Here is a 21,568-nt window from a genome sequence, read left to right as displayed (position 1 = left end):
TTCGAGCAGCACGGCCAGCCAATGCCCCATTCCCCGGCCCCACTCGCGCTCGCGATCGTCAGCGCGGGCACCAGCGACCCCTCATCGACCCGGCTGCTCACCGACCGTGTGGCGCAGAAGGCCATGTCCATACTCGACGACCAAGGTCTGGCCGTCACTACACGGGTCATCGAACTCGGCACGCTGGCCGTCGACATGGCCAAGGCCATCGTTTCCGGACTCCGCAGTCACCGCCTGGAGCGTGCGATCGAAGTGCTGGCTGCCGCAGACGGAGTGATAACCGGCACCCCGGTCCACACCGCGGGGATGAGCGGTCTATTCAAGTCCTTCCTCGACCTCCTCGACGACGACCTCGTCATCGCGAAACCGACCCTGCTGTCCATGACGGGCGGAACCTCCCGTCACGCACTGGTCGTGGAGGACCAAGTCCGCCCCATGTTCGCCTACCTGCGGGCCCTCACCACTCCCGCGTCGATTTTCGCCGCCCCCGATGACTGGAGCCCGCCAGAGCTCGGACGGCGCATCAGCCGCGCAGCGACCGAACTCACGGCACTGATGGCCGGCAGAGTCGGCAACACGATCACGGACCAGGCCTGGTCCGGCTACCAGCACCGCTTCGACGGCGAAGCGACCCGTGCCGAACGGAAGCCCGACCACGGCGACTTCGACACTGCACTGATGCGACTTGCCGCCGGCGGCGGCTGGCCTCCTGCCCAGCGGGACGGCACACAGACCTGACCGATCAGCCCGGAACGACGCGGCTCCCCACAGCGCCGGCCGACCCACAAGAAAGAACGTCCGGCGGGCTTCCGCCGGCGCTGATCAGTCTGTCGGCCGGGGCCAGGCCCGAGTTGGCGCCGCCGACCGAACGGCGCCTGGAGAGCAGCCTGGGTGGCGGCATCGTGACGAACCGGAATCCAAGCCCGAGGGCATCCTCGCCCTCCCGTGCAGAGTTATTGACGCCATGTCATCAACGGTGGTTCAGTGGCTCAGCCACTGGACCACTCAATCACTGGGAGCCGAGGTGGAGGCACTGCCACGCGAGACGATCGTCGACGCGCTGGAGAAGCGGCTGCGCGAGGACATCCTCGCCGAGCGCCATCCCGCCGGAAGCTATCTGCCTCCCGAGCGTGAACTCGCCGAGGGATTCGGGGTCACCCGCACCTCCCTCAAGCACGCCTTCGGGCGACTGACGCACGCCGGACTGCTGGAGACGCGCCACGGAGTGGGGACCCGGGTCAGGGATTTTCTGCGCCTGGGCGGGGCGGACCTCCTGCCGATGCTGGTGCTCCACAGCCCCGACTGGATCGGTGAGGTCTTCGAAGTCCGCCGCAGCATCGGCATGTTGATCGCGGAGCGCGCCGCGGCCCGTGCCACGGCGGCCCAGGTCGCCGAACTGCGTCTGCTGCTGGCCGCCGTCGGGGACGCGGCGGGCGGCGAGCCCGTGCAGCTGGCCGACGTCGAGGTGCACCGTGCGCTGGCCCGTGCCACGGGCAACCGGGTGTACGTCCTGCTGACCAACACCTTGTTCAACGCGTATCTACCGGTGCGCGCAGCGCTGGTCGGGCCCTTCGAGGATCCCCGGGCCGCTCGTGAGCGTCTGACTCCGGTCGTCGAGGCCGTCACCGCCGGCGACCGGGAGGCGGCACGCACCGCCGCGGGCGAATATCTGTCGGCGACGGAACGCATGATGCTCGACGGGCTGGCGCGCTCCCGCCGACACCGGGAAGGTGCTCGGTGACCTCACGCGGGACGGTGTTCAGGGAGACCCTGCTGGGCCGTGTCCGTCTGGCCGGCGAGGACCGCGACCACCCCCTCCGGCTGGACCTGCTGGTCCGTGCCGACGCGGTGCCGCTGCCCCGCCGCACGACGCGGGCACATGTGACCGGACGCGTGCGCGTGGCGGGACGCGCCGACGGCACCGAAGCCGTGGGCGACCTGGAGATTGCGCCCCTTTCGCGCGACTGGATCCGCTACCGGATCACCTTCGCCATGGAAGACCGGCGCCTCACGCTGGTCGGCCACAAGTCGATGTCACCCATGCATCCGCTCGCCTCCCTGACCGTACTGCCGTACACCCTGTACGAGAACGGTGACCGCGTGGGCGAAGGCACGCTGCGCTTTCCCCTCGTCACCGGCCTGCTGCCCTTCATCGCGAGCTTCCGATTCCCGCGTGCTGTCGCGTCTCCCGCGTCCCCCGCCGACGGGCATCTGGCGTCGCGCTGGGACGGCGCACCGGGGCGGACCGAGGTCTGGTACACGACCCTGACCGATCCGGCCACCGACAGCGGGATCTGGCTGCACCACGAACTGGTGGCGCCCTCCGACGGTTCCGCCGCCTACGCGCACGGCTGGATCGCCGTCTTCCCCAAGGACGGCCACGTCGAACACACACGCTTCGGCCCCGTACCGTGGACAGCGCATCCGGAAGGCTTCGCCGCCGAGGACATCCGCGTCCGGCCCGGCCGGCTCACGGGCTCCGCGGGGACGTTCACCTGGGAGCTCACCGAGAGCCCCGAGGGCCCGCCGCTGTACACGTTCCCCCGCTGGTCCTGGCGACGCCCCTGGCTTCCGGCCTCGCACATGCTCCCCGCCGGCCGCTCCCGCTACAGCGGCACCATCCGGTACGGCGCCGGTGAGCTGCGACTGGACCACGCTCCGGGGGCCGAAGCCCGCATCTACGGCCATGGCAACGCCCGCCGCTGGGCCTGGCTGCACGCCGACCTGGGCGGCGGTGACGTCCTGGAGATCGTCGCCGCGGTGTCCATGCGACGCGGACTCGACAGGCTGCCGCCCCTGGTCTTCCTGCGCCTGCACCGAAACGGCCGCAGCTGGCCCCGGCGCGCGGAACGCTCCGCCGTGGGCTGGGCGGGCATCGGCCGGTTCCGCGCGGACCTCGGCCTGCCCGAGTGGCGGGTCGAGGGCAGGGCGGGCCTGAGACGCATCAAGGTGACGGTGACCCAGCCGCCCGAGCGGACCCTGACGCTCGACTACACCGACCCCGACGGCTCCGCCGCGGTCTGCCGCAACAGCGAAACCGCGGACGCGATGGTCAGCCTGGAGCGCTGGTGGGGCACATGGCGGCGGGAAGCCGTATGGCGGCTGTCGGGTACAGCGCACGCGGAGGTCGGCGACCGATGAACCATCGAGATCCGCCCGCCTCGGCGGACGCGCGGTCGCCCTGCTCGCGGACGAAGGCACCTCCGTGCGGACGCGGCTCGTGCCGGGCAGGGCCGCCCGCAAACGGGCGCTGCGGCAATGCCGTCCGCCGCCCCTGACGTCCGGCCCCGCCGACCCGCCGCTCGCCAGTACGCACCTCGACCGTACGCCGTCCCGCGACCTGCCCCCGCGTTCGAACGCCGACGCCGTCGCCTGTCGCCGTCGCCGTCGCTGTCGACCAGGGCGCCGGCAAGGACAGGGCCGCTCCCATCTCGCCCGCGTCGGGACGCCTGTCGTCGTCATCGTGACGCGGTCAGCGACCCGTACCACCTCTGCTCCTGCACAAATTGCCCCATCCTCGGCCCGCCGGTTCCCCGCTGTCGGCGGCCTTTTTCGAGCGACACCACACTTTTCCGCGTCCAGGAGGTCCTGTGTTCCCTGTGCACCTGCGTACGACCGCGGCCGGCTTCGCGCTGGCCCTCGGGGTCTGCGCCGCGTTGTTCCCGAGCCATGACGCATCCGCCGCACCCGCCCGACCGGCCACTGACGTCCGTACGGCCCAGGCCGTGAGCACGTCGGCGGCGGTCCGGACTTCCTCCGACGTGCCTGCGGTCGGCCCCTTCACCGAGCCGGGCTTCGCCGCCACCTGCACCTGGCACAACTTCGGCGAGGGTGAACAGCCGCCGCTGTGGCTGATGTTCACGAACCCGCTGTGCGTGGAGTACAGCAAGCGCGACATCACCTTCGACGACGGTGGAGCCCTGCGCTTCCTGGTCGCCGAGCCCTCCCGCTTCGCCATCACCATGCTGACCTGCCGCTACTACCAGAAGGACCACTGGAGCGTGCAGGCCACCAACGGCGCCGTACCGTACGTGGCGTGGGACGGCCAGTACTGGTGGGACAAGACCGGCCGACGGGCCGGCGCCCGCCTCAACCACTTCAGCATCAACGGCCAGACTGTGGGCATCGGCGACGCCGTCGCCGCCCTGCGCGCCTCGAACTTCGACAACCTGGCCGACGCGCTGTCCGAATACGGCCAGGAGGCCGGGGAGACCGGTCTGACGGTGGCGCTGCCGTTCGACCTCGGCTGCGCGCTGATCGGCTGAGCGGCCGTGCCCACCGTCGACCGACGAGCGATCCTCAAGGCGCTCACCGCATCGGTTGCCGTGTTGGCCGCCGGGGGGCTCACCGCCACCCCGGCAGCCGCCGCGGCGGACGTCTCCGAGGGCTGGACGACACAGACCCTGGGAGCCTTTGCCGACACCCTCATCCCCGGTGAGCATCGGTTTTCGGGTGACCAGGTGTGCGCCGGCGCCGTCACCGGGCCGGGCGCCGTCCAGGCGGGCGTCATCGACGTCATGAACTCGCCCGAGCTGCCGCTGGCCCCGCTGCTGCCGGAGATCGCTGCCCTGCTCGACGCCCGTGCCGTCGCCTACGCGGCGGTCCGGCTGATCTGGCTGTCACCCAGCCGGCCGCCCTTCGTCGGCCTGTCCTTCGCGCATCGGACCAACCTGGTCAGCGGCCTGTTCGGCTCGGGCGACATCGACGAGCCGGTCTGGCAGGTGATGAGCCTGATCGTCGGCATCGCCTTCGACACCGCCGGACAGTCCGACACGACCGCCGCCCTGGCCCAGGGCCATCCGGGCCTGACCTGGCTGAGGTTCCCCAAGCCGGACCCGGACGGCCTGTGGCGGTTCGGAGACTTCTCCTACGACCGCCCGCTCGCGGCGCTCCATCCCGCCACGACCCCTTCCGGGAGCCCGGCATGACCCAGACCACGGACGTCCTGGTGATCGGCAGCGGCTTCGGCGGGGCCATCCCCGCCTACTACATGGCCGCAGGCGGAGCACGCGTCACCATTCTCGAGCGCGGACCCCGCTTGGGTGCGGCACAGTTCAGCCACTCCATGCGCCTGGGCACCTACAACAAGATCGTCGATGTGATCCGCGGCGACGGTGTCTCGGTGGTCGCGGGCAACTGCGTGGGCGGCGGCAGCGTCGTCTACTTCGCCGCCTCGCTGCGGGCACCGTCGTACGCCTTCGAGCGCCACGGCAGCATCGGACGGCGGATATGGCCGGCGTCCATCAACCGTGCCACGCTCGACCCCTGGTACGACCGGGTGGAGACGGCCCTGCCGGTCGCACGCACCGGCTGGTCGGACGTCTCCTACGCGGGCGGCGTACTGGCGGCCGCCTGCCGGCGGGCCGGGCACACCTGCAATCCGGTTCCGGTGGCGGTGGACACCGCTGCCTGCACCAACTGCAACTGGATGCTGTCGGGCTGCGCGTTCGACGCCAAGCGCTCCATGCTCCTCAACTATCTCCCCGCGGCGGAAGCCCATGGCGCGGTCATCCGGCCACTGCACGAGGTTCAGCTGATCACCCCCTCACTGGAGTCCGGCTACCGCTACGCGGTCGCCTACACCGTCCTCGACCCCGACGACTACACCTGCACCACGAACGTGGGGATCATCCACGCCAAGGTCGTGGTGCTGGCGGCGGGCGCGGTGGGCACGCCGGTGATCCTCCAGCGGTCCTCCCTGCCGCTCGGCGGCATCCCGGGTGCGGTCGGCCGCTACTTCTCCGGCAACGGCGACCACGTCAGCGTCGCCGACGTCGACGAGGGCAAGGCGGGGTCACTGCTCGGACTCTCCCGCCCCGACGGGACCGTCTACCAGGGGCTGCCGATCGGCCGGCCGATCACTTCCGCCACGTACGACTACCTGGATGCGTCCGCACCGGAGTACAGCCGGTTCATGCTCCAGCAGATCTACTTCCCGCCGCTGACCAACGTCCTCGCCCAGACGACCGGCTCGCCCGGCTGGTTCGGCGTCGACAAGCGTCAGATGCGGGCCCGTTGGCCGTCGTGGCTCACCCTGCTCGCCATGACCGAGGACGACAACGAAGGCACCTTCGGAGTGGTTCCTCCCACCGGGAGCTTCCTGCGCCTGGCACCCGGGCTCGGTCAGGGGACGATGTCCTTCCATCCCACCACCCGAACCCGCCAGGCATGGGACCGGGCGGACACGGCGCTCCGCGCAATCCTGGAGAAGGACGGTCTGTCCCGGGTCCGTCCGTGGACCGAGGCCCTGGCCGGTACGGTCACGGCCCACCCGCTCGGGTCCGCGCGTATCGGCGACGACCCGGCCACCAGCGCCCTCGACGACAAGCACGAACTCCGAGGATTCCGGGGTCTGTTCGTCACGGACGGCGCGGCTGTTCCCGCCTCGCTCACCGTCAACCCGTCACTGACCATCGCCGCGCTGGCCGAACGTGCCACCAGCGGGATCGCGGCCCGCGTCGCCGAGGCCGGAGTGACGATGACAGGAGGCGTCCCGCTGCCCGGGCGATAGACCGACGTGACTTGCCTCCAGTAGGACGTGGTCGCACCCGTCCCTGGTCCTGCGTCCGGTCAGGAGAGAGCGGCGAGCACCACTTTGGCGAGGGGGCCCGAGGAGGCGGGGTTCTGGCCGGTGTAAAGGTTGCGGTCCGAGACCGTGTAGGGCTCCCAGACCGGGCCCCGCGAGTACTCGGTGGGCAGCTTCTTCAGCTCGTCCTCCAGCAGCCACTTGGCCTTGTCGGCGAAGCCGACACCGGCTTCCTCATCGTTGCAGAAGCCCGTCAGGCGGTAGCCGGCGAAGGGGGTGGCGCCGTCCGCGTCCCGGGTCGCGAGGAGCGCGGCCGGTGCGTGGCAGACGATGCCGAGCGGTTTGCCGGAGGCGAGCGCTTCGCGCAGCAGTGCTCCGGAGTCGGGGTCGACGGAGAGATCCTCCATCGGGCCGTGGCCCCCGGGGTAGTAGACGGCGTCGTAGTCGCCGAGGCGCACCTTCGTGAGAGGGATGGGGTGCCGCAGCTCGTCCGCCTTCTCGATGACGGCTTCCTCCTTGAGGGAGTTCTCTTCGCCGCCCGCCATCTTGGGTTCGAGGCTCATCGTGTCCACAACAGGCACGACCCCGCCCGGAGTTGCCACCGTGACCTCGTATCCGGCGTCGGTGAAGACGGTGTAGGGCGCGACGAACTCCTCGGCCCAGTAACCGGTCGGGTGCCGGTGACCGTCTTTCAGGGTCCAGTAGCTTGCGCCGGTCAGCACGAAAAGAATCTTGGCCATCGGACACTCCTGTGGAATGGCACCCGCGAAGGGCACGCGACATCGCCAAATGCACCTCTATGGATCAAGTGTGGGCAGGCGCCTGTGGGGGGTGCAACCCGTGATGGACCCGCAATGAAACCCACATAGGCCGGCCGTCCGGACGCCTCATCGCTCGAAGGTGCCGTACATGGTCGCCCGCGCGATCGCGTGCGTGAACAGGAGGAAGTCCATGAGGGCGGGGGCCGTCGTCTCGGTCACGTCCAGCTTCTCCACGTCGACGGCGTGCACCACGAGAAAGTAGCGGTCCGGTCCGTTTCCCGGAGGCGTTGCCGGGCCGAGGTACCTCCTGTAGCCGGCGTCGTTGGGCAGCGTCACCGCTCCGCCCGGCAGTTCGCTTCCGTCTCCCGCCCCGGCAGGCAGGTCGGTCACGGAGGCGGGGAGGTTGGCCACGGCCCAATGCCAGAAGCCCGAGGCGGTGGGCACGTCGGGATCGAACATCGCGACCGTGAAGCTGCGGGTCTGCTCGGGGAAGCCGGTCCAGCTCAGCTGAGGTGAGACGTCCGATCCACCTGCCCCAAGGATGCCACTCACGTGCTCGCGCGCCAGTTGCTCGCCGTTCGCCAGGGACTGCGAGGTCAGCGAGAAGCTCGGGATCGGCGGCATGAAGTCGTACGGGGCATAGGGCTTGATCACGATGATCCCTCGCTTTCCCGCCCGAAGGCTCAACCTTCCGGTGTCCCAGGCTTTCCGCGGGTCTGGCCTCCCATCCCCACACAGCAGGCGTCGCCCACGACGCCCACGACGCCCACGACGGCGTGACCTCCGGTTACGACGTGCCGTTCGATCGCGTGGGCAGTAGCAACAGACACGGCGGTACCGGTGCGCTTCACACACACCTGTACCGCCGTGCAACCACGCGTCGAATGTGGCACTCCCACCCACCAACGGTAGGCCCCGACGACGGAGTGAGCCACCGCGCAACCCTGCGGGCGGTCTGCGGGTGAAGGGCTGGGCGTGGCACGGAAACTCGACGAGCTTGTGGTCACGTAAGCGAGTGTGACGGCAGTGGTGATTGTTACCCACAAGCCTTCCGTGACGCCCCGTGCAGCTTCCCTCGCAGTACGGTCACCGGACGGGTTCGCGTGCACGTAGCAGCGGTTCCCTTGCCGCACCCGGGCTCCGGATGCGCGGCCACAGCAAGCGCAGGACCCTGGAGATGTTCGAAGCGGAGCGGCAGCCGTGCCGGCCGGTGATGCATCCGTGGCTCGTCACACTGCACGCTCGTCACACTGCACTGGTCCGCACGGCTGCCCGCCGGCGAAAGCGAGGCACTCCCATGCAGATGCAAGCAGCTCGGATGCACGGATACAAAGAGCCCCTGCGAATCGACGAAGTGCCCGTGCCCGACCCGGGCCCGGACGAGATCTTGCTGAAGGTCGCCGCGACCGGAATGTGTCGCAGCGACTACCAACTCCTCAATGGCTACTTCGAGGTTCCGTTCCCCGTCGACCTGCCCTACATTCCCGGCCACGAGGTCACCGGACGAGTGGCCGGGATGGGTAGCGCCGTACCGAAAACGGTGGGCTACTCGGAAGGCGACATGGTCGTGGTCAACCCCAGCTGGGGCGACGGCACATGCCGCCAGTGCCGGGAGGGCAACGAACAGCTGTGCAGCGGCAACGGCAGATGGGTGGGCTTCGGACCTCCCGGCGGCTTCGCCGAGTACATGACCGTGGAATGCCGCCACGCGATCCCCGTCTCGGAGAACGCGGCAAAGGCACCTGAGCTCCTCGCCCCGATGACGGACGCGGGCATGACTCCGTACCGCGGGATGCGCAAGCTGCGGGACACGGGCAAGCTCGGTCCCGGCCGTACCGTCGCCGTCACGGGTATCGGAGGCCTGGGCAGCTACGCGGTTCAGTACGCGAAGCTGCTCGGCGGCGGGGCGACCGTGGTGGCTCTCGCCCGCAAGGACAGCAAGCTGGACGTGGCGAAGGAGAACGGCGCCGACCACGGCATCAACGTCCGCGACAAGTCCACCGAGACCATCCAGGACGAGCTGGAACAGCTCACCGGCCGCAGGACGATCGACGCCATCCTGGACTGCGTCGGCAGCAACGCGTCCATCTCGATGGGGTTCGACCTGCTGGGACCCGAGGGGGTACTGGCGGCCGTCGGCCTCATGAGCCACCACGTCGAGCACAAGCAATTCCCGTTCGTGGGGACTGAGTTGACCTACATGGGCTCCTTCTGGGGCAACCACCTGGACCTGGTCGAGGTGCTCTCCCTGGCCGAAGCCGGCCTCGTCAAGCACAACGTCACCAAAGTCGGGCTCGAGGACATCAACGACAACCTGGAGGCCCTCGGCCACGGCGAAATCGTCGGACGCCTGGTGATCGTCTTCGAGTGACGACCGCACGGTGGACGAGGCCGACGACTGGTCTTCGTGGCCGCAGAAGCCCTGCTCGCCGCCCCGAGACGGGCAGGCGGCGAGCAGGGCTGCAGCCTGATGCCGAACGCGTCCGCCACGCCCGCATCCCCGTCGGCGCCTGCCGGCTCAACCTCCAGTACAGCTGGTGGCGCATGTCCCGCAGATCCGCCTTCGCCGACCGCGCTTTCGCCTACCCCCACGACAGCACCCACGCCCCGGCCCTCGCGACCGCCCAGCTCAACTCCCGTACCGCCCGCTGGGTCCAGGTCCGAACCGCACCACCAACCCGCTCCAGGCGACGCCGATGCGCGTATCTCGTTCGAGGAATCCAGCGTTAGGAGTTGCTCCACCCGGTTGTGCTGGAATACGAGTCCAGCAGGTCCACCACGAAAACCAGGGTCGAGCCCGGCGGGATCAACGGCGAGGGCGACTGATTGCCGTATCCGAGACGCGGCGGGACGATGATCTCGCGCCGACCGCCGACCCTCATCCCCCTCACTCCCCGATCCCAGCCCTTGATGACCTTGCCACTGCCCAGGGCGAACTTGAACGGCTGGTCCCGGTCCCAGGAGGCATCGAACTCCTTCCCGGACTCGAAGGTCACCCCGACGTAGTGGACCCTGACCACCATGCCCGGCTTGACCTCAGCCCCGTCCCCGACGACCAGGTCCCGGATGGTCAGTTCGGCAGGAGCGTCACCCTCCGGAACGTCAACCTCGGGCTTCGTCAGTTCACTCATTGCAGCCTCATCACTCTCCGTCGGAAGCCGTCGCACGGGCCTGCCGGACACACGGACACTCCATGCACCAGATGGCCACGCTACCGAGATTGCCGGTCCCCGCAGCACACCAGACCCGGCGACACCCGTGAGGATCACGCGCGAAGCCGATGAACACGACCGGCACGCACAGGTCCGACCCTCTCCGACGACGTCGTCGCCGCCGCGGTGATCGACCGCCTGACCCACCATGCCGAGGTTCTCGCTCTGACCGGAGACTCCTACCGGACCCGCCAGCGAGGCGAGTTGCTGGCCAAGGAGAACCGCGCTCACCACGGTTGAACTACCAGTCCATGTCCCGGGCGACTTCGCTCTGAGCCGCCGCGATGTCCTCGGCGGTCGCCCCGGTCACCTCGGCGTCCGCGGCCCACTCCAGCCGTGACAGCAGATCGGCCAGGGCCTGCTTCTGGGCAGGATGGGTGACCGGCACCGAGTCGAGATCCGTGGTCATCAGCCAGTCGAACAGGACAATGGCGTCCGCACGCCACAGGCGCACCGACACGGTCGGGAGATCGTCGTCCATGCGCCCATGATGCCGGGCAGACCGAGCCGCTTGAAACCGCACGATCCCCGGGGTCAATTCTGCGGGACTGGTGGGTGTTCAGTTCTGCGGGAGCGTTGACACCGGGTTCGACGGTGCCGTGCAGAACGTCGCACGCATCGGCGAACAGGACCGCAGCCAGATCGCGGAGGTGAGCCCCCCTCCGCCACCAGGCCGGATCCGCCGGCTTTGGATCCGTACCAGCCTGGCGGTCCGTCGAGTTGAGAGACTCCCGACCGACTACTACGTGTACCCCGGCGCCACGGAACGAGCGTTGAGACGACAACGGGCCTTTGTGCTGTCGCTGCGCCAGTGGGGCTCCGACCTCCGGTGGCGTCGCCGTCTCGCCGGCGGCAGGGAAGGCTCGGGGGGTCTGGGCACCATCTCAAGTGGGGTCGGGCCAGGTTCCCTCGTCGCTGGCGTGTCTCCTTACCCGCCTGCGTGGTTGAGCGGGTGCGGAGAGGTTCTCATGTCTGCTGACTCCAGGTGTGCAACCGGTCGATCTCAGCGAGCACCCGGTCCGCATGCGGACGGACCTGAGCCCGCAACGTGTCGCTCCAGCTTTCCTCGGAATAGGAGCAGTTGAGATAGAGCTGCCTGGCGTGCTCGAGCACAGGGCGGTGTTCGGGAGGGAGGTGGGCCAGGACCCAGTCGGCGGCAGCGTCCTTCGGCCTCATCTCGCCGGTGCTGAGCGTGGTCCAGATGCGTGCGAAGGTCAGCAGGACGTTGCGGGTGTCGCCGTCCAGGTTCTCGAGCAGGTCGGGGATGCCCGCCACGCTTGCCCGGACCAGGTCGGAGTGCGGGACGGGGTCGAGGACCTGCGTCGGCGGCGGGCCTACGAGGGGGTGGTCGCCCGTCAGCGCCATTGTGATGAGCAGGGCAAGATCGGGCATCGCGTCCGGCCGGGGGACCATCCCGGCCTCGTACTCAGCGCGCAGCCACTCGCCGTACAGGAAGTCGCAGGTCGGAGCGTATCGCCATGGCTGGACCTCGGACTGGACGACCACGGTGAGCTCGACCGGGCGGGCCTTGTGCCGGGAGCCGGAGATCCCGAGCAGGCCGCCGAGAAGCGCCCGTCGTCCCCGCTCGTCCAACGACCTCCGGGAGACGAGCAGTACGTCCACGTCGCTGGCCGGTCTGAGTCCTCCGAGCAAGGAAGATCCGTGCAGGTAGGCGCCGATGAGGTCCCCGTCCAGCACACCACTGGCCAATCCCGTGATCTCCTGAAGCTGATTCACCGCGCCAGTTTCTCCCATCGTCCGGTGCGACTGCAGGGCAGAACGGGGCGGTTCTCGGTCCGCCCTCACCCGAGCCTGCCGGCGGCAACCGTCAACGACCGGCTCTGACCAGCACCCCCGCGACAGGCTCCAGTGCTCTGCCCTCATCGACTCACGCGGGAAGTGATCCAGAACCACTCTTCAGCCGTCGCCGACAGTCGCCATGGCCCGATCCCGAAGTGTGTTCCGCCCCTGACGCCGAAAGCCCCGACAACAGCCGCCACTGACGTCACCGTCGGGCGAGCCTGTCGGGCATCAAGATGATCAGGTCAGGTCACGTGGGCCTTGAAACGCCAGGGAGGCGTCCGTCCGCAGCCTCCGCGGATCGAGCTGTGCGGCCAACCATGGTGCACTCCCACGGCGGGCGACTCACCGGAGACGTCGAAGCTCCGTAGATCCATCACTTGGCCGAACAAATATCTACCGCCCATACCTCGTCCGCACGGCCCGTCCGGCACGTCCCGCGACGTCTCACCTGCCAGGCAGGCGCTATAGAGCGGCCACCCACCGCGATACGCCGCCGGCACTGTTTGCGCTTTACCCCTTCTCGACGTTTACTTGTCCGAGCAAGTAAATGTAGTGAGAGTGCTCGCAGCAGCCATGTGGCGGCAGTGGCACCGACCGGATCCGAGGAGTACACAGATGTCCACCAAGGCGTTCGAGCCTTACGAGCTGGCCGGTACGACCCTGTCCAACCGCATCGTGATGGCCCCGATGACGCGCAGCCGCGCCTATGGCCCCGAGCAGTCCCCGACCGAGCTGATGGCGACCTACTACGCGCAGCGGGCGGGCGCCGGGCTGATCGTCACCGAGGGCACCCAGCCCTCCGAGGTCGGCCAGGGCTACCCCGACACCCCGGGCATCCACAGCGCGGAGCAGGTCACGGCCTGGCGCAAGGTCACCGACGCTGTCCACGCAGAAGGCGGCGTGATCTTCCTGCAGCTGATGCACACAGGCCGCGTCGGACACTCCAGCTGGCAGGGCCGACAGCCGGTCGGGCCGTCGGCGGTGCAGGCCGCCGGGCAGGTCTACACACACGACGGCATGAAGGACTTCGAGGTCCCCCACGAGCTGACCGACGCCGAAGTGGAGGCGACCGTCGCGGACTTCGCCGCCGCCGCACGCAACGCGATCGCGGCGGGCTTCGACGGTGTGGAGCTGCACGGTGCCAACGGCTACCTGATCCACCAGTTCCTGGCCCCGAACTCCAACACCCGCACCGACGCCTGGGGCGGTAGTCCCGCCCGCCGGGCGCGCTTCGCCATCGAGACCGCTCGCGCCGTCGCGGAGGCAATCGGGGCACAACGCACCGGGTTCCGGCTGTCGCCGGGCAACCCGTTCAACGACATCGCCGAGAACGACCGCGACGACGTCGAGGCCACCTACACCGCCCTGGTCGAGGGGCTGGCCCCGCTCGGCCTTGCCTACCTGCACCAGATGGAGGCCCCCGGCCACCGCGACCTGACCGAGCAGATCCGCAAGACGTGGCCGGGCACCTTCGTACTGAACCCGTTCACCGGCCAGGAGCCCACCGGGCCGGGCGAGTTGGAACTGATCCAGAACGGTACCGCCGACCTGATCGCCTACGGCGCGCTGTTCATGGCCAACCCCGACCTCCCGAGGCGCCTGGAGCAGGGCGGCCCGTTCAACACCCCCGACCGCTCGAAGTCCTTCGGCGGCGACCACACCGGCTACACCGACTACCCCGCCCTCCAGGGCTGAGCGCGCCGGTCGGGGCAGAGTCGCACGCTCTCGCCCCGGCCGCCGCAAGCCCCACTCCCCCACCCCGGCGCACCCCGTCCGCTTGTCCAGGAAGCACCCCACGACCACCGCTTCCACTCGCACCCGCCGGCGACGCCCTGCCGTGCGCGGTCCGGCGCGGGCAGGTCAGCCACGCGATCTGCCGGGTGGCCCGGCTGCACCAGATGGCTGTCGGCGACCTGCTGCGCGAGGTCGAGCCCTACGCCGGCCAGGGGTTGATGATGGCGGAGCTGTGGGAGCGCTGCGTGCCGCGGCAGACCGATCCGGCCCAGGTGCACGGCGAGGTCACCGTCGTCCACCCCGCCGCCCCCCTGCTGCTGCGGCATCGCCACGTGGCCGCCGACTGCAGCGGGGCGGTCTCAGTCCTCGGAGTAGAGGGAACCCTCGGGGGTGTGCCGGGCCAGCCCCGCCTCGAGCCGCTGCAGCACCGCGATGCTCGCCTCCTTCTCCTCCTCGGACATCTGCCCGGTCAGGTAGCCCTCCAGCTGCGACCACAGCTCCTCGACCCGTCGCCGCACCCCCAGACTCGCCACCGTCGGCTCCACCAGCATCGACCGCTTGTCGTCCGGCGAAGGGATACGACGCACGAACCCGGTCTGCTCCAGCCGCCGCAGCGTCCGCGTCACCGTCGCCGCGTCCGCTCCCAGCACCTCGGCCAGGTCCACCTGCCGCAGCCGCCCGCGCTCCCACAGCTCCAGCATCACCAGCTCCTGGCCGACGTGCAGGCCGACCTCCCGGAGCAACTGGCCCGCCAGCATCCGGTGCAGTCGCGCCACTCGCACCACCGCAGCCCCCACCGGGGCCAACGAAGTGCCCGGCAGCTCCCGTCCCGCGGCCTCCGAAGCCTCACCCATCGCGCGTTTCCTCACCTCAGCACGGGCGCCCGACGGCCCCGAGCACCCCGACAAGGACTGTAGACGTTCCCCTTCCGCCATCCCCCAGACGACGCCCACCACCGTCTTTGGCGGACCGCGTCGTTCCACCGCACCGGGTCCGCATCGCCGTCCTCGGCGAGTCCCTCCACTGGCACGAACCCGCCGGGGCTGTCCTGGTCCTCCTCGGCATCCTCATCAGCCAGGGGCGACTCGTCCCGCGCCGACGCCGCCCGACTGCCCCGCCTCGCGAAGCCCGCGCCCGTGCGGAACTCGTCAACGGCTGAGCACAATCTCGTACGTGGCCGAGGAACTGCTGCTCATCGGGGCGGCCGGCTCGCCGGACGCATCCGAACCGCAGGCCTCCTTCGTCTGTCCCGCACCGGGGATCGAGGGAGCCTTCGGTGTCCGGCCGTCAGGCGACCGGTCCGGCAGCGGCTGCCTGCGTCGCCTCGGAACTGCTCAGGCCGAGCCGGTCTCCGAGGCCGATGCCGTGCCGGTGGAGGGCCATTCCCTCGGCCAGCCGGTTCTTCTCCCACGCCTGCAGGGCACCGTCCAGGAACGGAACCTGCTGCAGGGCGGTGAAGAGGGCGATGGCGTCGGCGGCCGCCTTCTCCGCGCTGGCCGCGGTGTGCGGGCGGACCACGAAGGCCGCGTCCCCGGTACCAACACTTCCGCTCCAAGGACGAACTCGTCGCCGCCGTCCTGCGCCAGCGAAACGACGCCTGGTGCGCCCGCCTGCGCGCACGCGCCGCGGCCGCGCAGGCGCCCGAGGACCGGCTTCTTGCGATCTTCGATCTGCTGGCCGAGGAGTTCGCGGACCCCGCCTATCGCGGCAGTGACCTGGTGAACGTGGCTGCCGAGTACCCCGACCCCGACCACCCGGTGCGCATCGCCATCCGCGACCACAAGCGCGAGATCCTCCGCTACCTCGCGGAGCTCGCGGCGTCTGCGGAGGAGACCGACCCCGAGAAGACCGCGGCCACCGTGCTCACGCTGGCCGACGGCGCCGCCTGCGCCCGTGTCAGCCTCGGCGACACCGGCGCCGCCGGGCTGGCACGAGAGGCCTCGGCGCGCCTGCTGGCACAGAGTTGACCGGTGGCCGCCCTCCCCTGGCCGGCCCCGCGCTGACGGCGATGGGGCATCAGTCAGGGAGCCAGTAGATCGATCCGAGCACTGACCTCGGAGAACGGCAGGGCTGCGGCCTCCGGCCGCCATGTGGCTTTCCTCGTGCACCCCTGCTGCTTCTCGCTCGATCTGGTGCGGTCGACAAGTGGCTGGCCCCTCAGGGGTGCCTGCAGCCGCCGTGTGTGTCGCCCAGATCGTCTGCCATGTGCCGACGCCGCCCGCCCAGCGGTCCGTGGGCGGGCGGGGCACGGCGGCGGTCTACATCTGGTTCGGCTTGATCATCGCGAACGGGGCGCCCTGCGGGTCGGCGACGACCGTCATGCGGCCGGCCATCATGTCGAACGGCGGGGCAAGGACCGTGCCGCCCCTCTTGACCAGGGCGTCCACGGTGGAGTCCACGTCGTCGACCGCGAAGTAGGTCAGCCAGTGCGCCGGGGTGCCCGGTGGGTCGTTGGCAAGCAGCGTGACACCGCCGACCGGACGGCCGCCGACCGACATCTGCCAGTACGCGTCCGCGCCTTCCATAGGCTCGATCTCGATGCCGAACGCCTCCCGGTAGAAGGCGGTGGCGCCCTCCACGTCGCTGGTGTGCAGTTCGTTCCAGGTCAGCGCGCCGGGCTCGTTGACCACCTGCGCGCCGAAGAACTCGCCGGGCTGCCAGACGCCGAACACCGCGCCCTGCGGGTCGGAGGCGACCAGCATGCGGCCGAGGTTGCCGACGTCCATCGCCGGGACGAGCACCGTGCCGCCCGCGGCGACGATCGCATCCTGGGTGACCTGGGCGTCGGTGCTGGCCAGGTAGCTGGTCCAGACGGTCGGCGGTTCCGGCATTCCTTCGGGGGCCATCGCCGGGCCGATGCCGGCCACGGCCTTGCCGTGCAGCTCGCAGACTGCGTACCCGCCGAACTCGGCCGGACCGCGCTGGCCCTGCCAGCCGAGCAGGTCCTGGTAGAAGTCCAGCGCGGCCTGCTGGTCCTTCGCCATCAGATCGACCCAGCACGGGGTGCCGGTGGCGTACGGAGTGGTGATCTCAGGCAACTTTCGTCCCTTCTTATGAGGTCTGTCCGTCACCTTGCATCGCGGACCGCAGACCCGTCGTCCGACACGCCACCCACGTCGTCTGATACCTCAGGCTGAGCACGCGGGCGAAGGCAGACTCACCAGCCGCTCGCTCGGCTTCCCCACCTCCTTGAGAACCGGGCCGAGTGGGGCGGGGAGCGTGCCTTGCCGTTTTCGGGGCTCTGACCGCGATTCCGTGATTGATCTTCCGCTTCCTGTCGTAGCGTCGGCGGCGTCTGCCGTTGATGGAGGGCAGCCGAGGCGGGCGTGGAGGCAGCGATGAGGGTCGTGTTCGTGCATGGGGCGTGTGTGCGGGACGGGGCGTGGTGGTGGCATCGCACCGCCGAGCTGCTGCAGGAACGAGGGGTGCTGAGCGTGGCACCCGCGCTGCCGAGCTGTGGCGAGGCGGGTCTGCCCGCGGGCGCCGGGGGGCCGGGGCTTTCCGAGGACGTCGCGGCGGTGCGGCAGGCGCTGCTGGACAGCGACGAGTCCACCGTCGTGGTCGCACACAGCTACGGCGGCATCGTCACCGCGGAAGCCGCTGCGGGCGTCCGGTCGGTACGCCACCTGCTGCTGGTCTCCAGCTACCTTCCCGAGGTCGGACAGAGCCTCTCGGAGTTCGGGGACGGCAGCCCCTCTGCATTCCTCGACGTCGACTCCGACGCAGGCACCTTCGGAGTTCGCCCCGAGCTGCTCGTGGACACATTTCTGCAGGACTGCGGCCCCGAGGTCCAGGCGCAGGCGGCGCACCACCTCGCCCGGCAGAGCGTGAGAGTGACCGGGCAGCGCGTCGGCGCGGCCGCATGGCAGCAGCTGCCCTCCACGTACCTCGTCTGCACCCAGGACCGGGGCACTTCGCCGCGCCTGCAGCGCGAGTTCGCCCGCCGGGCCGACAGCGTCGTAGAACTTGACGCCGGTCACCACCCGTTCCTGTCCCAGCCCGCCGCGATCCGGGACCTGCTGCTGGACCTGTAACTGCAGCACCGGGCACGAATGCGCTGGGGCATTGAAGGGCGATGCCAAGCCTGCCCCAACGCGTGGTGCGAGACGGGCGCAGGCCCAGCTCCCCAGGAGATCAGGCAGGCGCTGCTTGCCGAGCACGGGGCAACTCGGCTTCGCCTGGCGACCGAGGAAGCCAGTCTCATCCCCGTGTTGCGAGCCCTGCGCGAGATGTACCACCTGTCCCTTGGCCAAGCCCGGCTGTCGGCTGCCGAGCCGAGTGGCGCCGGCATGGTCGGCCCGTCCGTGGAAATGGCGCACCTGGCGGAAGGACTGCGCACGCGGTCGGTCGCCACGACTCTCGTTTCTTCGCCCGCCTGACCACCCGCGAAGCTGCCCGGACGAACTGACAGACGGCATTGGGAATCGGCGAGACGGGTCACTCAGATGTGGTCGAGTACGTCGGCCTCGTCGTCGATGGCTCCTCCACGGGCGGCTTCACCGGTTCGTCCTGGCGGGTTCTGTCGCGGTGCCGGGCCGGGCGGTCGCGACGGTGCCGGGCGTCGAGGCTCAGGAGTCCGACGCCTGCGGCGATCCACGCGCACAGGACGAGGACGGGTCTGAGCACCCGGCCCCGTGGAAGTACAGCACTCCCCGCAGGGCGTCGACCGCGTTGCCGAGTGGCATGACTGCGTGCACGTGCTGGAAGAACACGGGGAGCATCGCCACGGGAACCACGCCGCTGGTGGGTGTGCTCAGCACGATGAACAGGCCCATGCCCACCCCGGGGAAGACTGCTTCTTCTTTCTCCCCCGTCTGTCATTGCCGTGGCCGCGGCTCGTCCGCGCACCGGCTTGCAGTGCCGGTTGTGCGTGCCGGTTCTCCGTGCCGGTTCTCCGTGCCGAGCGGCACGGTCGTCCGTTGCCGGTCTCGGTCAGCCCAGCGGCTTGTCCAGTACGGCCTTGGTGTGGCTGAAGGTGTCCAGCGAGTACTCGCCGTGATAGCGCCCCATCCCGCTCTCGCCGATCCCGCCGAACGGCAGGTCGGGCACGGTGAGATGGACGACCGGCATCCCGAAGCCGAGCGCGCCGGAGGAGGTCTCGGTCCGCAGCCGCTGCTTGGTCTCGTCGGAGTCGGTGAAGGCGTAGAGCGCGAGCGGCTTGTCGCGGTCGTTGATGAAGGAGATCGCCGCGTCCAGGTCGGGTACGGGGACGATCGGCAGGATCGGTCCGATCGGCTTTGGTGCGCGCGGTCAGCGTTCCCTGCGCGGTGGTGCAGCTGTAGAGGGGCATGCCGGTTCCTTCCGGGCAGCGCTGAGGGGGGCAACTGCCCTGCTGGTGGGTGTAGGTGACGGTGCGCAGCGTCATGGATGTGCCGGGGCGGATGGCGCGCTTGCGGGCTCGTCCGGCGTTGTCGGTGGCGAGGACGAGGCTCGGCTCGGAGCGCAGTCTTTCGCCGGTCGCGCGTTCACCACGATGGCTGGGGAAAGTGCCGAGGGTTGACGACGGGGCGGTTCATGAGGACGGCCAGGTCGTAGAGGAGGCCGGAGCCAGGTTGGCGGTACCGCGGGGAGACAGGGGCAGGGCGTAACCCTTCATGGCGGATCCCTTTCACCCGATCGAAACGATACGTATCGTAATGCCCAGACCCGGACATTGGCACACCCTTGCCCGGAAACGAAACGGTACGTATCGTTGCGGTCATGGGACTCGCATTCACCTCGGATCCGGCGGCCGCCCCGCGCTCGGCCCCCAAGATCCTCGACGCCACCAGGGCGTTGCTGGCCGATCAGGGCTACTCCACTCTCACCATCGAAGGGGTCGCGGCGGCCGCGGGTGTCGGCAAGTCGACCATCTACCGGTGGTGGCCGAGCAAGGAAGCGCTCGTCGCCGACGCGCTGGCGGAGGTGTTCCGGGCGAATGAGCTCGCCGACCGGGGTGACACTCGCGCGGAACTGCGCGAAGCCGTCGACATGACGATCGCGAACTACGCCAACGAGGACCTGGCCGCCTCGTTGCCGACGCTGGCTGCCGGCCTGCTGCCGCAGCCCGAGCTGATGGCTCGCTTCAGGGAGACTTTCCTGCGGCGCAAGCGGGAGAACATCGAGCTCGCGCTGCGCCGGGGAATTCAGCGGGGGGACCTTCCCGCCGACCTGGACACCGATCTCGTCCAGGACCTGTGGGCCGGCACTGTGCTCTATCGCCGACTCATGATCGGGTCACCGCTCGACGACGAACTGGCCGAACACCTCGTAGACCTGGTGACCAACTCGCCGACGGCTCTCACACGCCGTCCCGGCGACTCCGACTGAAGCGTGGAGCCGGCCGCCGTTTGAAATCCACCAGCCGAACGGGCTGTCGCCGAGATCGCCCACGGCGGCGCCCGCCGACTCCGCCACCCCGGCACCACTGGCAACGACACCTGGCTCAGCACCCGAGCCGCCGCCGTCAAGCTGCGCCGACTGATCCGCGTCGGACTCCCCCGCACCGGCACCGCCTGGACCATCGTCACCAGCACCGCACAGCAACAAGGGGTGCCCTGCTCGGGCGGGTGCCGCTTCGTCGGGCGACGAGGGCGTGTGGCTGAGCCGGGTGCACCCTGGGGGGCTGGTGGTGCAGGTGGCGAGCGGGTTCAGGGTGATGGGCCCACGGTCAGTTGCGCCCAGACCGTCTTGCCGTCGGGGCCGTAGCGGGTGCCCCAGTTTTCGGCGAGGCTGGCGATGATGAACAGGCCGCGTCCGTCCTCGTCGACGGTGCGTGCGTGCTTGAGGTGCGGAGCGCACTGCGCGGCGTCGCGGACCTCGCAGGTCAGGTGCCGGTCCAGGACGAGACGCAACTGGAGCGGTGAGGCGCCGTAGCGGACCGCGTTGCCCACCAGTTCGCTGACGACGAGCTCGGCGGTGAAGGCCTCCTCCTCTTCGACGTTCCAGGCGGCGAGCTGGCGTCGGGTGGCGGCCCTGGCGAGCGGGGCGGCCTCGTTCCTGGTGGGCAGTGTGATGATCATGACCCGGTCGGCCGGGAGTGCCTTGACGCGGGCCAGCAGCAGGAGCTCCTCCGTCTCGTCGCGGTCGCGCAGCGCGTACGCGACCGTGTCGCACACGTCGTCCAGGGAATCCGCGATTCCCGCGACGAGCAGGGACCCCACCTGGCAGGTCGGCAGCAGCAGGTCCTCGTTGCACAGCGCGAGGGTGCTGCCCTCGGGGAGCTCGACCGTGGTGGCGGGGAACGGGGCGTGGCCGTGGCCGGCGAGTACCGGCCCCTCCGGCACGCGCACCACGGTCGCCCTGCCGTCCGGGTAGACGACATAGGGGTCCCACAGGCCCGCGCGCACCATGGTGCAGTGCTGGTCGACCGCGTCGTACACCGCGATCAGGCACCCCGCGGTGAGCGGCTGTGCCTGGAGGCTGTCCCCGGCCGGGAGCGCCGCGCGTTCGTCCGCGAGGCGGGCGGCGGTGTCGCTGAGCCGGGCCATCAGCTCGTCCGGTTCCAGGTCGAGGGCGGCCAGGGAGTGGATGACGGTCCGCAGCTGTCCCAT

General features: G+C 69.8%; 21 protein-coding genes and 2 pseudogenes. 12 read left to right on the top strand and 11 right to left on the bottom strand.

What is annotated here, in order from left to right; all coding sequences use genetic code 11:
* The first annotated feature begins 21 nt into the window (after positions 1–21).
* From ABT085_RS16255 to ABT085_RS16230, 6 genes are all read left to right on the top strand, one after another.
* Positions 22–738 carry a CE1759 family FMN reductase gene (locus ABT085_RS16255; RefSeq protein WP_351607276.1) on the top strand — a complete coding sequence of 239 codons (717 nt, stop codon included), beginning with the start codon at positions 22–24 and terminating at the stop codon, positions 736–738.
* A gap of 286 nt (positions 739–1,024) precedes the next feature.
* Positions 1,025–1,741 (top strand): FadR/GntR family transcriptional regulator, encoded by a 717-nt coding sequence (locus ABT085_RS16250; protein ID WP_351607274.1) that lies wholly within the window; start codon positions 1,025–1,027, stop codon positions 1,739–1,741.
* Positions 1,738–3,141, top strand: coding sequence for a tocopherol cyclase family protein (locus tag ABT085_RS16245; RefSeq protein WP_351607268.1), 1,404 nt, complete (start codon positions 1,738–1,740; stop codon positions 3,139–3,141). Before ABT085_RS16250 ends, ABT085_RS16245 begins: the two co-directional genes overlap by 4 nt.
* A gap of 449 nt (positions 3,142–3,590) precedes the next feature.
* Complete coding sequence (locus tag ABT085_RS16240; RefSeq protein WP_351607265.1) at positions 3,591–4,265, top strand: hypothetical protein; 675 nt, start codon at positions 3,591–3,593, stop codon at positions 4,263–4,265.
* Between the two features lie 6 nt (positions 4,266–4,271).
* Positions 4,272–4,928, top strand: coding sequence for a DUF5987 family protein (locus ABT085_RS16235; RefSeq protein ID WP_351607263.1), 657 nt, complete (start codon positions 4,272–4,274; stop codon positions 4,926–4,928).
* Positions 4,925–6,511 (top strand): GMC family oxidoreductase N-terminal domain-containing protein, encoded by a 1,587-nt coding sequence (locus ABT085_RS16230; protein ID WP_351607259.1) that lies wholly within the window; start codon positions 4,925–4,927, stop codon positions 6,509–6,511. The genes ABT085_RS16235 and ABT085_RS16230 overlap by 4 nt, the downstream gene beginning before the upstream one ends.
* Positions 6,512–6,570: 59 nt before the next feature.
* On the opposite strand, the gene ABT085_RS16225 is transcribed toward ABT085_RS16230, so the two are convergent.
* Positions 6,571–7,266, bottom strand: coding sequence for a type 1 glutamine amidotransferase domain-containing protein (locus tag ABT085_RS16225; protein WP_351607256.1), 696 nt, complete (start codon positions 7,264–7,266; stop codon positions 6,571–6,573).
* A 147-nt stretch (positions 7,267–7,413) separates the two neighbouring features.
* Positions 7,414–7,941 (bottom strand): YbhB/YbcL family Raf kinase inhibitor-like protein, encoded by a 528-nt coding sequence (locus ABT085_RS16220; protein ID WP_351607254.1) that lies wholly within the window; start codon positions 7,939–7,941, stop codon positions 7,414–7,416.
* 664 nt (positions 7,942–8,605) lie between these two features.
* On the opposite strand from ABT085_RS16220, the gene ABT085_RS16215 reads away from it, so the two are divergent.
* Positions 8,606–9,658 carry an NAD(P)-dependent alcohol dehydrogenase gene (locus ABT085_RS16215; RefSeq protein ID WP_351607251.1) on the top strand — a complete coding sequence of 351 codons (1,053 nt, stop codon included), beginning with the start codon at positions 8,606–8,608 and terminating at the stop codon, positions 9,656–9,658.
* A 355-nt stretch (positions 9,659–10,013) separates the two neighbouring features.
* Here the strand turns inward: ABT085_RS16215 and ABT085_RS16210 are convergent, their stop codons facing one another.
* A complete protein-coding gene (locus tag ABT085_RS16210; RefSeq protein WP_351607249.1) occupies positions 10,014–10,418 on the bottom strand; it encodes an FKBP-type peptidyl-prolyl cis-trans isomerase in 405 nt (134 codons plus the stop codon).
* Positions 10,419–10,607: 189 nt separating this feature from the next.
* Here ABT085_RS16210 and ABT085_RS16205 point away from each other — a divergent pair.
* Positions 10,608–10,739 (top strand): annotated as a pseudogene (locus tag ABT085_RS16205) (ATP-binding protein); the annotation flags it as partial.
* A gap of 1 nt (position 10,740) precedes the next feature.
* Here ABT085_RS16205 and ABT085_RS16200 read toward each other — a convergent pair.
* On the bottom strand, positions 10,741–10,980 hold the full coding sequence (locus ABT085_RS16200) for a hypothetical protein (protein ID WP_351607246.1): 240 nt from the start codon (positions 10,978–10,980) through the stop codon (positions 10,741–10,743).
* 485 nt (positions 10,981–11,465) lie between these two features.
* Entirely contained in the window at positions 11,466–12,236 is a 771-nt protein-coding gene (locus ABT085_RS16195) for an aminoglycoside adenylyltransferase family protein (protein WP_351607243.1), read from the bottom strand.
* Positions 12,237–12,917: 681 nt separating this feature from the next.
* On the opposite strand from ABT085_RS16195, the gene ABT085_RS16190 reads away from it, so the two are divergent.
* Positions 12,918–13,997: an alkene reductase gene (locus ABT085_RS16190; protein ID WP_351607241.1), complete on the top strand. Its 1,080-nt coding sequence runs from the start codon at positions 12,918–12,920 to the stop codon at positions 13,995–13,997.
* A 398-nt stretch (positions 13,998–14,395) separates the two neighbouring features.
* Here ABT085_RS16190 and ABT085_RS16185 read toward each other — a convergent pair whose 3' ends face one another.
* Both ABT085_RS16185 and ABT085_RS16180 read right to left on the bottom strand, forming a co-directional pair.
* On the bottom strand, positions 14,396–14,890 hold the full coding sequence (locus ABT085_RS16185) for a MarR family winged helix-turn-helix transcriptional regulator (protein WP_351607238.1): 495 nt from the start codon (positions 14,888–14,890) through the stop codon (positions 14,396–14,398).
* Between the two features lie 433 nt (positions 14,891–15,323).
* On the bottom strand, positions 15,324–15,554 hold the full coding sequence (locus ABT085_RS16180) for a hypothetical protein (protein ID WP_351607235.1): 231 nt from the start codon (positions 15,552–15,554) through the stop codon (positions 15,324–15,326).
* Positions 15,555–15,760: 206 nt separating this feature from the next.
* Here ABT085_RS16180 and ABT085_RS16175 point away from each other — a divergent pair, with 206 nt between their 5' ends.
* A complete protein-coding gene (locus tag ABT085_RS16175; protein WP_351607232.1) occupies positions 15,761–16,003 on the top strand; it encodes a hypothetical protein in 243 nt (80 codons plus the stop codon).
* A 291-nt stretch (positions 16,004–16,294) separates the two neighbouring features.
* Here the strand turns inward: ABT085_RS16175 and ABT085_RS16170 are convergent, their stop codons facing one another.
* A complete protein-coding gene (locus ABT085_RS16170) occupies positions 16,295–17,074 on the bottom strand; it encodes a VOC family protein (protein ID WP_351607229.1) in 780 nt (259 codons plus the stop codon).
* Positions 17,075–17,374: 300 nt separating this feature from the next.
* On the opposite strand from ABT085_RS16170, the gene ABT085_RS16165 reads away from it, so the two are divergent.
* Positions 17,375–18,070 carry an alpha/beta hydrolase gene (locus ABT085_RS16165; protein ID WP_351607226.1) on the top strand — a complete coding sequence of 232 codons (696 nt, stop codon included), beginning with the start codon at positions 17,375–17,377 and terminating at the stop codon, positions 18,068–18,070.
* 534 nt (positions 18,071–18,604) lie between these two features.
* Here ABT085_RS16165 and ABT085_RS16160 read toward each other — a convergent pair.
* Together ABT085_RS16160 and ABT085_RS16155 are read right to left on the bottom strand one after the other, a co-directional pair.
* Complete coding sequence (locus tag ABT085_RS16160; RefSeq protein WP_351607224.1) at positions 18,605–18,811, bottom strand: hypothetical protein; 207 nt, start codon at positions 18,809–18,811, stop codon at positions 18,605–18,607.
* Positions 18,812–18,968: 157 nt separating this feature from the next.
* A pseudogene (locus ABT085_RS16155) lies at positions 18,969–19,265 on the bottom strand (aldehyde dehydrogenase family protein); the annotation flags it as partial.
* A gap of 471 nt (positions 19,266–19,736) precedes the next feature.
* Between ABT085_RS16155 and ABT085_RS16150 the strand changes: the two are divergent.
* Positions 19,737–20,345: a TetR/AcrR family transcriptional regulator gene (locus ABT085_RS16150; RefSeq protein ID WP_351607221.1), complete on the top strand. Its 609-nt coding sequence runs from the start codon at positions 19,737–19,739 to the stop codon at positions 20,343–20,345.
* Between the two features lie 320 nt (positions 20,346–20,665).
* Here ABT085_RS16150 and ABT085_RS16145 read toward each other — a convergent pair.
* A partial coding sequence (locus tag ABT085_RS16145) for a SpoIIE family protein phosphatase (RefSeq protein ID WP_351607219.1) occupies positions 20,666–21,568 on the bottom strand: 903 nt, incomplete at its 5' end.

Origin of the sequence: Streptomyces sp. NPDC002265 (assembly GCF_040296125.1) — a bacterium.
Classification (GTDB): Bacteria; Actinomycetota; Actinomycetes; order Streptomycetales; family Streptomycetaceae; genus Streptomyces.
Note: the sequence above shows the minus strand (reverse complement) of the source record. Positions and strands in the feature narration are given on the sequence as shown.